General features: G+C 38.6%; 10 protein-coding genes. All 10 read left to right on the top strand.

The features are described from left to right. Positions 1–91: 91 nt before the first annotated feature. The 10 genes from ABFV72_RS04925 (at position 92) to ABFV72_RS04880 (ending at position 15463) form a co-directional block, all read left to right on the top strand. Positions 92–802 carry a succinate dehydrogenase iron-sulfur subunit gene (locus ABFV72_RS04925; protein ID WP_055123743.1) on the top strand — a complete coding sequence of 237 codons (711 nt, stop codon included), beginning with the start codon at positions 92–94 and terminating at the stop codon, positions 800–802. A gap of 914 nt (positions 803–1716) precedes the next feature. Next, entirely contained in the window at positions 1717–4593 is a 2877-nt protein-coding gene (locus ABFV72_RS04920; protein WP_347162659.1) for a 2-oxoglutarate dehydrogenase E1 component, read from the top strand. Positions 4594–4747: 154 nt separating this feature from the next. Next, a complete protein-coding gene (gene odhB, locus ABFV72_RS04915; protein ID WP_101204629.1) occupies positions 4748–5995 on the top strand; it encodes a 2-oxoglutarate dehydrogenase complex dihydrolipoyllysine-residue succinyltransferase in 1248 nt (415 codons plus the stop codon). A gap of 261 nt (positions 5996–6256) precedes the next feature. After that, entirely contained in the window at positions 6257–7711 is a 1455-nt protein-coding gene (gene lpdA / locus ABFV72_RS04910) for a dihydrolipoyl dehydrogenase (protein ID WP_347162658.1), read from the top strand. Positions 7712–7869: 158 nt separating this feature from the next. Then, the gene (sucC, locus tag ABFV72_RS04905; protein WP_057757869.1) at positions 7870–9036 is read left to right on the top strand and encodes an ADP-forming succinate--CoA ligase subunit beta; all 1167 of its coding nucleotides are present in this window, start codon (positions 7870–7872) and stop codon (positions 9034–9036) included. Positions 9037–9183: 147 nt separating this feature from the next. After that, on the top strand, positions 9184–10059 hold the full coding sequence (gene sucD / locus ABFV72_RS04900) for a succinate--CoA ligase subunit alpha (RefSeq protein ID WP_347162657.1): 876 nt from the start codon (positions 9184–9186) through the stop codon (positions 10057–10059). 297 nt (positions 10060–10356) lie between these two features. Further along, entirely contained in the window at positions 10357–11646 is a 1290-nt protein-coding gene (locus ABFV72_RS04895) for a hypothetical protein (protein ID WP_347162656.1), read from the top strand. Continuing rightward, positions 11639–12688, top strand: coding sequence for a hypothetical protein (locus tag ABFV72_RS04890; protein ID WP_347162655.1), 1050 nt, complete (start codon positions 11639–11641; stop codon positions 12686–12688). Before ABFV72_RS04895 ends, ABFV72_RS04890 begins: the two co-directional genes overlap by 8 nt. Before the next feature lie 17 nt (positions 12689–12705). Next, positions 12706–14082, top strand: coding sequence for a bifunctional cytidylyltransferase/SDR family oxidoreductase (locus tag ABFV72_RS04885; protein WP_347162654.1), 1377 nt, complete (start codon positions 12706–12708; stop codon positions 14080–14082). A 70-nt stretch (positions 14083–14152) separates the two neighbouring features. Next, positions 14153–15463: a glycosyltransferase family 2 protein gene (locus ABFV72_RS04880; RefSeq protein ID WP_347162653.1), complete on the top strand. Its 1311-nt coding sequence runs from the start codon at positions 14153–14155 to the stop codon at positions 15461–15463. The last annotated feature ends 9 nt before the right edge of the window (positions 15464–15472 follow it).

Genomic DNA, 15472 nt, shown 5'->3' with positions numbered 1-15472 from the left:
CGATATTGGTTATCAGTACTGATTAATAGCTAGCGCAAATATGTTGCAATCTTTGTATGCCCGCCATCACCTACGTGTGGAGTTTAGCATTATGAGCCGAGGTACTCGCACCATCGAAATCTATCGCTACGATCCAGATCTGGACGCAGCGCCACGCATGCAAACTTATACGATTGAGCTACTTGATTCAGATCGTATGTTGCTTGACGTACTATTACGCCTAAAGAAAGAAGATGAAACGCTTACTTTCCGTCGCTCTTGCCGTGAAGGTATTTGTGGCTCTGACGGCATGAACATCAATGGTAAGAACGGTTTGGCATGTCTAATCAACATGAACACGCTACCAGAAAAAGTAACGGTTCGTCCGCTACCTGGTTTGCCAGTGGTTCGTGATTTGGTTGTCGATATGAACCAGTTCTATGAGCAATATGAAAAAGTACATCCATACTTAATCAATGATCAGCCAGCACCGCCAACTGAGCGTTTACAGTCACCTGAACAGCGTGAAAAACTGAACGGTCTATACGAATGTATTCTATGTGCTTGCTGTTCAACCAGCTGCCCATCTTTCTGGTGGAATCCTGATAAGTTCCTAGGTCCATCAGCATTACTGCATGCTTATCGCTTCGTTGCTGATAGCCGTGACGGTGATACTCAAGCACGTTTAGCTCGCTTAGACGATCCGTTTAGCTTGTTCCGTTGCCGCGGTATCATGAACTGTGTATCAGTTTGTCCAAAAGGATTGAATCCAACCAAAGCGATCGGTCATTTACGTAATATGTTGATTGATCAAGCTGGTTAAGCATAAATAATTGATCTTTATAGTTATTATACGAAAAACACCACCTATTCATTAGGTGGTGTTTTTGTTAGTTAAAAAGCTGATTATAGGTTTACTACTTTTTATAACTAACTTGTCATCTAGAAAATTCAGTAAATTTGGCCTATTGAAAAATAGGTATTAAATGATTTAAGAGTAAAACTGTATGGTCAATACGTTGGTCGTATGTAAGAAGAAATAATATATAGACAATCACCTTATATAATCGAATATAGACATAGTCGAATTTTGTTATAATTGTATTTGGTATTTAATGAGATGGTTAGAGCGTCTTTTTTAGCGCTTAATATGTGCCGTTTGAGCAGATTATGACATTATCAAGCTAAAATACTATGCGCACAATGATTATGCGTTTATAATTGATGATAGATATTCATTACATAAATACCTAGTATTGAACAAACAAACTATGTCGCAAAAAATGGGCATGATAATCTATACAGCAATGTATGTCTGTCCGAAAAGGCAGGATTTATCAGCAAATTTAGGGTAATTCAGCATCAATAACCAGTTTATAGGTTAGCTGAAAATATAATTGTCTATTAATAGCTTATTATTAATGGATTGGTTATGACTCAAAGAAGTATATATAAATTAATGTTGTGAAACGAGCTAGATAAGAAAACTGAGCGTTCACAAATAGTTTTATTTTTAGACGGGTATTGCAATAAGACTTGTTACCACTATTTAGCATCACTTGCTCTTGTAGACAATGACAGCAATATTCTATGGTGATGGCAATACTTAGGGATAAAAGTGTTTTATCGAATAGTATTTAACAGGATATGACACATTGTCTAACTATCTGAGCATACAACGACTGACACAATAATAAGCACGATTCCATTCATTTATCTATCAAATAGACGATTATTATGAATAGTATAACCAAAGAAAAATCTGGCCAAGTACATACCGAACTGGCTGCCGATAACGCCAACTATATAGAAGCTCTCTACGAGCAATACCTAACAGACCCTGATAGCGTTGATACTGACTGGCAAACTTACTTTGAACAGTATAAGTCGCAGAACGATGCTCAGCATAATGCTATCAAAGATCAGTTCTTACTACTTGCTCGTAATCAAACGGCAAATAAGAGTAGCAGTACTGATACCGACTCTAGCAGCTCTGCCAACTGTGATCCTAAGCAGATGGGCGTACAGCAACTAATCTCAGCATACCGTCGTCGCGGTCATCGCCGTGCCAAGCTTGATCCTTTAGATTTGCATCCACGTGCAGAAGTAGAAGATTTGACGCTTGCTTATCATAATTTGTCAGAAGCTGATCTCGATACCGTATTCCCGACCAATGATTTAGTCATTGGTAAAGATGAAGCGACATTGCGCGAAATCATTGAAATCATGGAACGTGTTTACTGTGGCCATATCGGTGTCGAGTACATGCATGTTACCACCAGTACAGAAAAACGCTGGATGGAAGAATACCTAGAGACTAATCTAGGCTATATCAAATTTGATAAAGAAAAACGTTTATCTATTCTTGAGCGCTTAACCGCTGCTGAAGGTCTAGAAAAATATCTTGCTCGTAAATATACGGGTGTTAAGCGTTTTGGTTTGGAAGGTGGTGAGAGCTTCATTCCTGCTATCAATGAAATCATTCAACGTGCTGGCGGCTATGGCACAAAAGAAATGGTTATTGGTATGGCTCACCGTGGCCGCCTAAACCTACTAGTGAACATCTTAGGTAAAAATCCTGCAGACTTATTTGATGAGTTTGATGGTAAAGTACAGCCAGAAAAAGGCTCAGGTGACGTTAAATACCACAATGGTTTTTCATCTAATGTGATGACACCAGGTGGCGAAGCGCATTTGGCTTTAGCATTTAACCCATCGCATCTTGAAATTGTCGCGCCAGTACTACAAGGCTCAGTACGTGCACGTCAAGTACGTCGTAACGATCAGCCACTACTAGACAATACTGGTGGTAATTCAGTATTACCTATCGTGATTCATGGTGATGCCGCTTTTGCTGGTCAAGGGGTGGTTCAAGAAACTTTCCAAATGTCACAGACTCGTGCTTATACCACTGGCGGTACTGTGCATATCGTGATCAATAACCAAGTTGGCTTTACTACTAGCCGTCAAGAAGATGTTCGTTCAACTGAATATTGTACTGACGTTGCCAAGATGGTTCATGCTCCTATCCTACATGTAAACGGTGATGATCCTGAAGCAGTCGTATTTGCCGCTCAGTTAGCATTAGATTATCGTCATAAGTTTGATAAAGACATCATCATCGATTTGTTCTGCTATCGCCGTAATGGCCATAATGAAGCAGATGAGCCATCTGCAACTCAGCCATTGATGTATGCTGTTATTAAGAAGCTTCCGACTACTCGTACTCTTTATGCGCAAAAACTTATCGCAGAAGGTATCTTGAATGCTGAAGAAGAGAAACAGTACGAAGATGATTATCGTGAGTCGTTAGACCGTGGTGATTATGTTGTTAGCTCATTGGTTCAAGAGCCTAACGAGCAGTTGTTCGTAGATTGGAAACCTTATCTAGGTCATGATTTGGTTGATGACTGGGATACCAGTGTTGATATCGAAAAGCTCAAAGGTTATGGACGCCGTATGGCCGAAATGCCAGAAGGCTATAAGCTACAACGTCAGGTTCAAAAAGTCGTTGAGCAGCGTCTAGCGATGCAAACGGGCGAAGAGCCTCTTAACTGGGGTGCGGCTGAGACATTGGCTTATGCATCATTGGTTGATAACGATGGCGTATTAGTACGTATTACTGGTGAAGATGTAGGCCGTGGTACTTTCTCACATCGTCACAGTGAAATATACAATGTCAACGATGGTAGCATGTATGTACCGTTGTCTCATTTGAGCGAAAATCAAGCGCGCTTTGCTACTTACAACTCATTGTTGTCAGAAGAAGCGGTACTAGCCTTTGAATATGGTTACGCGACCACCGTACCGAACGCATTGATCGTTTGGGAAGCACAGTTTGGTGATTTCGTGAACGGTGCTCAGGTTGTGATTGACCAGTTTATCTCAAGTGGTGAGACCAAGTGGCAGCGTGTTTGTGGTTTGACGATGTTATTACCACATGGTTTTGAAGGTCAAGGTCCTGAGCACTCATCTGCACGTCTAGAGCGTTTCTTACAGCTATGTGCTGAAGACAATATGCAGGTCATTACCCCAACGACTCCTGCGCAAATTTATCATGCATTACGTCGTCAGGCAGTACGTCCTATTCGTAAGCCACTGATCGTTATGTCACCAAAGAGCTTATTGCGTCATAAGCTAGCGACCTCTAATCTAGAAGAGCTTGCTAATGGTAAGTTTGAGACGGTATTGCCAGAGATGGACGATCACAACGCAGATAAAGTGACTCGTATGGTTCTGTGTGGTGGTAAGGTTTATTATGACTTATTAGAGCAGCGCCGCGCATTAGGTCTTGATCATGTGGCTATCGTTCGTATTGAGCAATTATATCCATTGCCAGAGACTCGCTTAATCGCTGAAATCGAGAAATATAGCAATCTAGCTGAAATCGTATGGACGCAAGAAGAACCATTGAACCAAGGCGCTTGGTACTACTTAGCACCGCATATGTTCCGTATTGTCGTACCGCATCCAACCAAAGCAAAAGTCATGGAGCCAGTAGCGCGTCCTCCTAGTGCAGCCCCTGCAACAGGATCACCAAAACTACACGCTCAACAACAGCAAGCACTTATTGCTGGTGGCCTTGGCATAAGTGTTGATGAATTAGCTCAGTAACACCTTGTCTAATCAAAGATTATAGAAGATAAATGAATCAGGCGATGACAGTCAGTGTTTTTTAATAAAATATAAGCAAAGTTATTAGAAAACTACTGACTGCCTATCACGACTTAATAATAAGTATGAATATCCAAATCTAAGGAGTATATCGATGGCTGACATCAAAGCCCCCGTTTTTCCAGAATCGGTTGCCGATGGCACAATCGTTGAGTGGCACGTCACTGAAGGTCAACAAGTTAATCGTGATGACCTATTGGCTGAAATTGAAACTGATAAAGTTGTATTAGAAGTTGTGGCACCTGATGATGGTGTATTGACCAAAATCGTAAAGCAAGTTGACGATACTGTATTGTCTGATGAGCTTATCGCTCAGTTTGAAGCCGGTGCAAGTGCTGGTGCTAGCGCAGAAGAAGCGCCAGCAGTAGATCCAGACCAACCAGCTGCGCCAGTTCAAGCAAAACAAGCTGCTGATGGTGGCGAGCCTGTTCAAGCAACAGATAAGAAAGGCGAAGCTGATCATAAAGATCAAAGCCCAGCAGTTCGTAAAGCAGCAAAAGAGTCAGGCGTAGATCCTAAAGAAGTTGAAGGTAGTGGCCGCGGTGGTCGTGTAACCAAAACTGATATGGCTAATCCAACATTGAAATCAGACAGCAGCATCAAGTCTGATAGCGGCCGTCCTGTTGCTGAATCAATGGGCGAGCGTACTGAAAAACGTGTTCCAATGACTCGTCTTCGTAAGCGTGTTGCTGAGCGTCTATTATCAGCATCACAAGATACAGCGATGTTGACGACGTTTAACGAAGTGAACATGAAGCCATTGATGGACATGCGCGCTAAGTATAAAGAGAAGTTTGAAAAACGTCATGGCGTACGTTTAGGCTTTATGTCGTTATTCGTAAAAGCAGCGACAGAAGCATTGAAACGCTTCCCAGCAGTAAACGCTTCACTAGATGGCGATGACATTGTTTATCATGGTTTTTATGATATCGGTGTAGCAGTATCTTCAGATCGTGGCTTGGTTGTTCCAGTACTACGTGATACTGATCGCATGAGCATGGCTGATGTTGAAAGCACAATCCGTGAGTTTGGCGGTAAAGCACAGCAAGGTAAGCTTGGTCTAGAAGACATGACTGGCGGTACTTTCACCATCTCTAACGGTGGTGTATTTGGTTCACTGATGTCAACACCTATCTTGAACCCACCGCAAACTGCTATCTTAGGTATGCATGCTATCAATGATCGCCCGATGGCTGTCGATGGTAAAGTTGAAATCTTACCAATGATGTACCTAGCGCTATCTTATGACCATCGTATGATTGATGGTAAAGAAGCAGTACAGTTCTTGGTAACTATCAAAGAGTTGGTCGAAGACCCTGCAATGCTACTACTAGACCTGTAAGCTTTTAAGCTTGTATTGGCAACCGCTGATACAAGCTTTTTAACTTTGGTATAGATAATGATTTTTATTACTCAGCGATTACTTGATGCGCTGATAACTGTGTTTAAATGAATTTAATAATGGTGACTTGCTATCGATTATCGATAAGTGAGTCTATCTCACTGACATAGTGTATTAACTATTCAGTGTAGATAACGCTGGTCTAACAGCGAGATGACAACCAGTTTAAATGACACATACAATTAAAAATAGGAACGTACTATGAAAGACAATTATGATTTAGTCGTCATCGGCGGCGGTCCTGGTGGTTACGAAGCAGCTATTCGTGCAGGCCAGCTCGGTATGAGTGTTGCTTGTATCGAAAAGCGCGTTTATAAGGGCGAGCCAGCACTTGGCGGTACTTGCTTAAACGTTGGTTGTATCCCATCAAAGGCCCTACTTGACAGCTCACATCGTTACGAAGCTACTAAGCATGACCTTGACGAGCACGGTATCAGTACTGGTGACGTTGCTATCAATATCGAAAAAATGATAGAGCGTAAAGAAGGTATTGTTAAGCAGTTGACTGGTGGTGTTGCCGCGTTGCTAAAAGGCAATGGTGTTGACTGGCTACAAGGCTGGGGTACTTTAGTTGACGGCACGGGCACTGACAAAAAAGTCAAATTTACTGCTCTAAAAGACGAAAGCGAAACGACGATCACTGCTAAGAATGTTATTCTTGCGGCCGGTTCTGTGCCTATCGAGATTCCTGTTGCCAAAACTGACGGTGACCGTATTGTTGATTCAACTGGCGCACTTGATTTCACTGAAGTACCTAAGCGTCTAGGCGTTATTGGTGCTGGTGTTATCGGTCTTGAGCTTGGTTCAGTATGGCGTCGTCTAGGTGCAGAAGTAGTGGTATATGAAGCACTTCCTAGTTTCTTAGCTGCTGCTGACAAAGATATCTCAAAAGAAGCTGGCAAAATGCTGAAGAAGCAAGGTCTTGATATCCGTGTCGATACCAAAGTAACCAATGCTGAAGTACAAGGTGACCAAGTTGTCGTCACTAGCGAAAGCAAAGGCGAGTCTTCTGAAGAGAGCTTTGACAAGCTAATCGTTTGTGTTGGCCGCCGTGCATATTCTGAAAAATTGCTTGGCGATGACAGTGGTATTAAGCTAACTGAACGTGGCCTGATTGATGTAAACGATCAGTGCAAAACCAATCTTGATGGCGTTTATGCTATCGGTGATTTGGTCCGTGGTCCTATGCTTGCGCACAAAGCAATGGAAGAGGGCATGATGGCTGTTGAGCGTATTCATGGCGAAAAACCTCAAGTTAACTATGACACTATCATCAATGTCATTTATACTCACCCAGAAATCGCATGGGTAGGTTTGACTGAGCAAGAAGCTGAAGAAGCTGGCTATGAAGTTAAAACAGGTTCTTTCAACTTAGCTGCTAACGGCCGTGCATTAGCGCAAAGCGAAGCGCAAGGTTCTGTCAAAGTAGTCGCTGATGCGAAAACAGATCGCCTATTAGGTATGCATGCTATCGCTGCTGGTGCTGGTGATATCGTCCATCAAGGTATGATCGCGATGGAGTTTGTCTCTAGTATCGAAGATTTGCAGTTGATGACATTTGCTCATCCAACTATTTCAGAAGCAGTGCATGAAGCTGCTCTATCTGCAGATGGCCGTGCTATTCACGCTATCCAGCGCAAAAAACGTAAGAAATAAGTAGTTGCTCGTTTAGTTATTATCGATTTACAACCTGATTGGGGTGTCGCTATTTTGGTGATGCCACAATCATGAGTGCGTCAGACGTATGATTAATATGTGTATGTGCGCACTTGATTTCACTTTTTATTAATTGTAAAAAATAAAGGATACAATCAATGAATTTACATGAGTATCAAGCAAAAGAGCTATTAAAAAGCTACGGTTTGCCAATTCAAGAAGGCATCATCGCTCATAATGGCGAAGAAGCTGCTGCAGCTTTTGATAAAACCCCAACTGACATTGCAGTAATTAAAGCGCAAGTACATGCTGGTGGTCGCGGTAAAGCTGGTGGTGTAAAGCTAGTTAAAACTCGTGAAGAAGCTAAGCAAGTTGCTGAAGAGCTGATCGGTACTAACCTAGTAACGTTCCAAACTGATGCTGATGGTCAGCCAGTAAACTTTGTATTGGTTGCAGAAGATATGTATCCAGTACAAACTGAGCTATATCTTGGCGCAGTCGTTGATCGTGCAACTCGTCGTGTAACTTTCATGGCATCTACCGAAGGTGGTGTAGATATCGAAGAAGTAGCACACAGCACTCCAGAAAAAATCTTCAAAGTAAATGTTGATCCTTTAGTTGGTTTAATGCCTTTCCAAGCGCGCGACGTTGCGTTCAAACTTGGTCTAGAAGGTAAGCAAATCAATCAATTTGTTAAATTGATGACTGGCGCTTATAAAGCATTTGTTGAAAACGACTTTGCCCTAATGGAAATTAACCCATTAGCTGTTCGTGAAAATGGCGAAATCGTTTGTGTTGATGGCAAAATCGGTATCGATTCAAACGCACTATATCGTCTGCCAAAAATCGCAGCACTACAAGACAAGACTCAAGAAAATGAGCGTGAGCTTAAAGCTGCTGAGTTCGATCTAAACTATGTTGCTCTAGAAGGCAACATCGGTTGTATGGTTAACGGTGCTGGTCTTGCAATGGCGACCATGGATATCATCAAATTGTATGGCGGCAAGCCTGCTAACTTCTTGGACGTTGGCGGCGGCGCAACTAAAGATCGCGTTGTTGAAGCGTTCAAAATTATCCTAGAAGACAGCAGTGTTGAAGGCGTTCTAATCAACATCTTCGGCGGTATCGTACGTTGTGACATGATTGCAGAAGCTATTATCGCTGCTATCAAAGAAGTTGACGTACAAGTACCAGTTGTTGTTCGTTTAGAAGGTAACAACGCTGAGCTAGGCGCACAAATCCTAGAAGAGTCTGGTCTGAAATTGATTTCAGCTCAAGGTTTATCTGACGCGGCTCAAAAAATTGTCGATGCTGTTAAAGCGTAAGTCTTTAAATATAAGTGTTTAGAGATAAACGTTTAAGCATAGTAGTCAAATCGTAATAGTGGTTTTTATGGTAAAGGTTGGTTATCAAAATTTGATAATAATTATAAAGACCGCTGTTACAAGACAACCGAATACAAGGAAAATATAATGAGTGTATTAATCGATAAAGATACCAAAGTATTGGTACAAGGTTTTACTGGTAAAAATGGTACGTTCCATTCTGAACAAGCCATCGAATATGGTACAAAAGTAGTTGGTGGTGTGACTCCAGGTAAAGGCGGTCAAACGCACCTAGGTCTACCAGTATTCAACACCATGGCGGAAGCCATGGAAGTGACTCAAGCTGACGCTTCTGTTATCTACGTACCAGCACCATTTGTACTAGATTCTATCGTTGAAGCAATCGATGCTGGCGTTAAGTTGATCGTTGTGATCACTGAAGGCGTACCGACTATCGATATGCTAAAAGCAAAACGCTATCTTGAAGAAGCTGGTGACGTACGTCTAGTTGGTCCTAACTGCCCAGGCGTTATCACTCCAGGTCAGTGCAAAATCGGTATTATGCCAGGTCACATTCATCAGCCAGGTAAAGTGGGCATCATCTCACGCTCTGGTACGTTGACTTACGAAGCTGTAGCTCAGACAACTAAGCTTGGTTTTGGTCAGTCAACTTGTATCGGTATCGGTGGTGATCCTATCCCTGGTATGAACCAGATTGACGCATTGAAACTGTTCGAAGCTGATCCACAAACTGAAGCTATCATCCTAATCGGTGAAATCGGTGGTACTGCTGAAGAAGAAGCTGCTGCTTACATCAAAGACCATGTAACTAAGCCAGTTGTTGGCTATATCGCTGGTGTTACTGCTCCAGAAGGTAAGCGTATGGGCCATGCTGGCGCTATTATCTCTGGTGGTCAAGGTACTGCTGAAGAGAAATTTAAAGCGTTTGAAGATGCTGGTATCGCGTACACACGTGACCCATCTAAGCTTGGCGATAAGCTAAAAGAAGTTACCGGTTGGTAAGATAGGCATTAGTCTACTAACTACCAAAACTCTATTGAATTACTGATAAGACACCCCTACAATGGGGTGTCTTTTTATTTGCAGAAATTATTGCTTAGATATGTATGCTTAAATTATTGTAATTTAAGCAGTTTCATTTATGTTCGGAAAGAATAATTTAGAAAGATGTCTGTCAGGTCTCAAGCTAATTTAGAGCAGTTTCTGTTGATATCTCACATGTTTACTTTCTAAATGCTAAGTATATATACTATCGATATTAACTCCAGATATAAATTAAGAAAATAATGGAATAGATACATGAGTAAATTAACTAAGTTAATCAATAATCCTACACTTTTTTTTTCAGATTCAATAAAAAAGCGTAAGCAACAATTGATAAATAAATCTCAAAAAATACTAAATGTTTCTATTACAGAAAATAAGACAAGTGTTAAACCAAGTGTTAAACCAAGTGTTAAACCAAGTCTACTGATTAATACCGAAATAAATTTATTTTCGAAATATTTCATATTACATACTGGTGAAAAACAGTTTTCATTATCTCATGTAAAAATTTGGTATGAGTATTTCTGTCAATCAGGCTTTAGCTTTATTATAGTCACTCGTTATGGTGAAGCATATGATGACATTCTTAGCGAGTATCCGGAAGCAACGATTGTTTTAGCAAAGAATAAAGAGGATATCGATGTATTATTTGAAAGTGTAGCTTCTATAGATGCATGTTTTTATATGTCTAATACGGGTAATAACTCACATTTATTGTATCATGTAGATACTAAACATATATTTATTGGTCATGGTGATAGTGATAAGAGTGCAAGCGCTCATAAGTATTTTAGAGCTTACGATGAAAATTGGACAGCAGGTCAAGCACATATAGATAGATTTAAAAATGCAGGATTTAAATTAAATGGATTGAAACAAATTAAAGTCGGCCGTCCTACATTGATTGATGCTATCAAATCTTCTGAAGTGTACTGGAAAGATCGTTTTGATGGGTGTTATAGATTGTTATATCTTCCAACATGGGAAGGTGCTTATAAAGAGCAAGACTACTCGTCTTTATCTATAGTAACCAATGTCTTAGCAGAGATTTCTAACATAACGAATATTAGTACGTCGATTAAACTGCACCCTTTCACTGGTAGAAGAGACTTGCAGTTCAATAATTTAGAGAAAGATATTTCAGATCTGGAACATGAAGGGAAACTAGGAGCAGCTAATTCTACTACTGTCATAAGCAAAGCAGATAGTCTTTTACATCATATCCAAAGCTCAAATATATTTATCTGTGATATATCTGCTGTAGTATCTGAGTGTTTAGCAGCCAATGCACCAATTTTTCTATATATTCCTAAAGATAAAGACTTTAATTTATCTAAGAGTAATATGCCTTATTCTGAATATTGCTATATTTTTTCGTCGGTACCACAGCTTCTAGAGCTGATAGTTACTGTAGTATTAGATGGCAATGATTTCCTGTTTAATAAAAGGAAAATTGCAGCTGAGTATATAATAAGTGTCGAAGAAACAATGAATAATAGTTTCGTTGAAAAACTACAGGAATTAGGTGTTAATAATGCATAACGATAGTTACTCTGAAAAAGTTAATAACTCAGAATTTATTTTATTGACTGGTGATGGAAAGAATGGACTAAATCATTTGAGATATTGGGTTCCAGAATTCATAAAGGCTCAAGTTAAATTTAGTATACTAGTAAGGAATGCAGAGTTATTAAGACTTGTGCAAAAAGAGTATCGTCTGGTAAATATACTTTTTGCAAAGTCAGCTTTAGATGTAGAAGCTACATTAACTAAGCTTGTAGATCTAAAAGCTATATTTTTCATGTCAAATCCTGCAAACAATATTCACATATTACGATTTAATAAGTATAAGCACATTTTTTTAGGTAGCGAAAATTCGGATAGAGATGCACAAGTGACTAAAGTTTTAAGAGCTTATGACGAGCTTTGGCTTTCGTCTCAATCTTCAATTGATAAACTGAAATTGAAAATAAACATCGAAGACTTAACTATTAAAAAGATTGGTAAGCCACAATTTAGGAAAATACAAGATCCAGTCGTTAAAAAAGATCAAAAAACTGTATTACTATTAATATCAAGCCAAAAAAATATATATTCAAATAGTAATATTTTGACCCAGTTGGTCGGTAATTTTCCCAAAGGTTATAATATAAAAATTGTATTAGAACAATCTCTGGATAATAAAAATTTATTATTTAAAAATTTAAAGGCTCAGCTAGTCGAGTTTGTGTTAATCAATAAAATAAACTGTCACATCTATGATAATTTTAATAAAGATCTTCTGTTAGATACTGACTATCTTGTTTGTGACATTAACAACTATCAACAAGAGTTGTTAGCGGAAAGTGCACTAATATGTATGTATACACCTGATGGTATAAATCTGGAAGATATGTTTGAAAATAAATATATATCATTTAATGGTATTTCAAAGTTCTCAACAGAAGAAGACTTACAAGATATTTTCAGCGAACATGAAAATTTATATCGTAGGCAAAAAGATTTTTCTGAGTATTGGATAGGTATTTCTTACATAGAAAATGATGAGTTTACAAAGAATTTGCAGAATCTAAGTACAAATTAAAAAAATATGAGGAAAATATGACTAAGAATATAGCAGTAATTTTGTCTGGAGGTTCTGGTTCTCGTTTTGGTGGCGCTTTACCTAAGCAGTTTACTAAACTCGCTGGAAAAGCAGTTATTGAGTATACCATTGACGTTTTTGAGCAAAGCGAATTTATCGATGAGATTTTGATAGTAGCGCAGGCGGCGCATATAGAGAGAACGTTGGATCTTATAAAAAATAATAAATGGAGAAAAGTATCTAGAGTTATTAGTGGTGGTGAAGAGCGATTTGATTCGACATATTCAGCATTGACTGCTCTTAAAAACAATGATGATACGTGTAAAATATTGTTTCATGATGCAGTAAGACCGTTAGTAACACAGCAAATTATAAAAGATTGTATTGAAACTCTAGACAATTTTGATGCCATCGATGTCGTGATACCATCAGCAGATACGTTAGTAGAAGTATATGACGATGGTTGTATATCTAACATACCCAATCGTTCGATGATGCGTCGCGGACAGACTCCTCAAGGGTTCAAATTAGGTAGCATTCAAGAGGCTTATAAACAGGCCATAGATAAAGGTAGAAAACAGTTTACTTGTGATTGTGGTGTTATTCGAGCTATGTTGCCACATGTCAGAGTGGCAACTGTTGCAGGTGACGACAGAAATATTAAAGTTACCTATCCTATGGATTTATTTATTGCTGAGAAGTTTCTACAAGCAGGTAATGAAAATGCATTTATTGCTAACGACAGCTTAGATTTCTTACGTGATAAAGTGGTAGTGATATTTGGCGGGACTTCTGGTATTGGACTAGAGATTAATAACTTAGCTCTTTTGAATGGTGCGAAAGTAAAAGTTGCTAGTCGTAGTCATAACGGAATAGATATTACTGATTTAGAAGGTGTGAAAGGTTTCTTAGAGTCCGTTAGCGAAGAGTATGGAAAAATCGATTATATCGTCAATACTGCTGGCCTGCTCATAAAGAAACCTATCGACCTACTCGAGTTAGAAGAAATATCTTCTTTAATTAATATCAACTATGTAGGCGCCGTCAATATAGCCATTGCAAGTAAGGTTTATCTAAAAAAGAGTCGCGGTATGTTATTGAACTTTACTTCCAGTTCTTATACTAGAGGACGTGCATTCTATGCGCTATACTCTTCTACGAACGCCGCTATTGTAAACTTCACACAAGCATTGGCTGAAGAGTGGATAAATGATGGTATCAAAGTCAATTGTATCAATCCAGAACGTACAGCTACTCCTATGCGTACTGCGAACTTCGGTATTGAACCACTTGAGCTATTATTAGATGCAGAGCAGGTAGCTATAGTAAGTCTAAAAGCGTTATCTTCTCAAAAAACAGGTATCGTCATTGATGTGCGTAAAGACGGTAGGTAACGCTTCATAAGTATGATGTTAAAAAAGTTATATAATTATTAAATAAACAACCGAAAGGGATTCAACTGCAATGGAAAAATATGATGTTAGCATAATAGTACCCGTATATAACCGAGAAGAAATCATAAAACCTTGTATTGAATCCATTAATTCACAAACTTATGATAAATCAAAATGGGAAGTTATTTTTGTAGATGATGCATCAACAGACAATTCCATAGATGCTATAGAGTCTCTAATCGATAAAAATATAAACTATAGAATACTAAAGCGCCCAGTAGGATCAGGAAACGCTTCTGCACCTAGGAATGAAGGAATAAAAGCTAGTCTAGGAAAATATGTATTTTTTTTAGATTCAGATGACTACGTAGATTCGCAGCTACTAGAAAATGGCATAGCGATGGCATCAAAGAATGACAGTGATATAGTATATGTAAAAATGAAGGCGTATGGTAGAAGTGTGCCAAGTAGGCCGTTTCAAAACGGTCTTGTAAACGATGCCAGTATTCAAGAAAATCATCTTGTAAGAGCACTAAACCCTTTAAAATTCATCAGATTAAGTTTGCTAAATAAGAGTAATATTTTATTTATACAATCTGTTGATAAGGGAGAAGACCAGATTTTTGTTATGAATGTTTTATCTAAAGCAAAGCGTGTTTCTATATTAGCTGACAAAGCTTATTATACTGCTTTAAGTCATGAAGGGGAACACTTGTCCCAAAAGCCTATAAGTATGGAATCGTTTTACCAGACAATATACTTGCCTTTGAACTATATTTACGTCATGGATGATGATAAAGACTATGTCAATAAGCAACAGTTATATAATGCATGGCTCATTAGAAGTGTAGAAAGAATCAGAGATTTTACAAGAAAAGTTAATCTTAATAATATGAAATTTCGTAATATGTTCGAATTAACTTCTAAGTATTTTAATATTCATAGAGAGCTTTTTAGTCTCTCTCAAATTTATGAAAATGAAAGGTTATTAACGCTTTTATTTTTAACAGGAGATTTTGATGAGTTTCATAAATTGTCAAATAGATCAAAATCTCTTGATCTAATTGAAAAAAATACTCAGGAAAGATTCAAAAATATACCTACATTTAATAGGTCTTGGATATTTAAAAATAAGGTAGTAGTAGTAGATTTCACCATAGATGATAATAAAGTAGCCTTTGATTTTGAAGTAAATGAGAAAAAGAAACAGATGAAGGTTTGGATGTTTTCTAGAAATAGGGCAGAGTCTTTATCTTCTTTAAAGGAGCAAGCAGTCAAAATAGAAGGAAAGAAGCTGCTTGTATTTGATGGGAAAATAGATCAGAGAAAAGAAGCTATAGATATAATTAACGAAAAAATACTACAGATAAAAAATCTGTAGTATTTTTAT

Source organism: Psychrobacter proteolyticus (assembly GCF_039762275.1).
GTDB lineage: Bacteria > Pseudomonadota > Gammaproteobacteria > Pseudomonadales > Moraxellaceae > Psychrobacter > Psychrobacter proteolyticus_C.
The sequence above is the reverse complement of the archived record's forward strand: the minus strand, read 5'-3'. Positions and strand labels throughout refer to the sequence as shown.

Bases quoted from the DNA above. Each gene is read 5' to 3' on its own strand.
- ABFV72_RS04920 (WP_347162659.1), top strand. From the start codon at position 1,717: ATGAATAGTATAACCAAAGAAAAATCTGGCCAAGTACATACCGAACTG.
- sucC (WP_057757869.1), top strand. From the start codon at position 7,870: ATGAATTTACATGAGTATCAAGCAAAAGAGCTATTAAAAAGCTACGGT.
- ABFV72_RS04925 (WP_055123743.1), top strand. From the start codon at position 92: ATGAGCCGAGGTACTCGCACCATCGAAATCTATCGCTACGATCCAGAT.
- odhB (WP_101204629.1), top strand. From the start codon at position 4,748: ATGGCTGACATCAAAGCCCCCGTTTTTCCAGAATCGGTTGCCGATGGC.
- sucD (WP_347162657.1), top strand. From the start codon at position 9,184: ATGAGTGTATTAATCGATAAAGATACCAAAGTATTGGTACAAGGTTTT.
- ABFV72_RS04895 (WP_347162656.1), top strand. From the start codon at position 10,357: ATGAGTAAATTAACTAAGTTAATCAATAATCCTACACTTTTTTTTTCA.
- ABFV72_RS04880 (WP_347162653.1), top strand. From the start codon at position 14,153: ATGGAAAAATATGATGTTAGCATAATAGTACCCGTATATAACCGAGAA.
- ABFV72_RS04885 (WP_347162654.1), top strand. From the start codon at position 12,706: ATGACTAAGAATATAGCAGTAATTTTGTCTGGAGGTTCTGGTTCTCGT.
- ABFV72_RS04890 (WP_347162655.1), top strand. From the start codon at position 11,639: ATGCATAACGATAGTTACTCTGAAAAAGTTAATAACTCAGAATTTATT.
- lpdA (WP_347162658.1), top strand. From the start codon at position 6,257: ATGAAAGACAATTATGATTTAGTCGTCATCGGCGGCGGTCCTGGTGGT.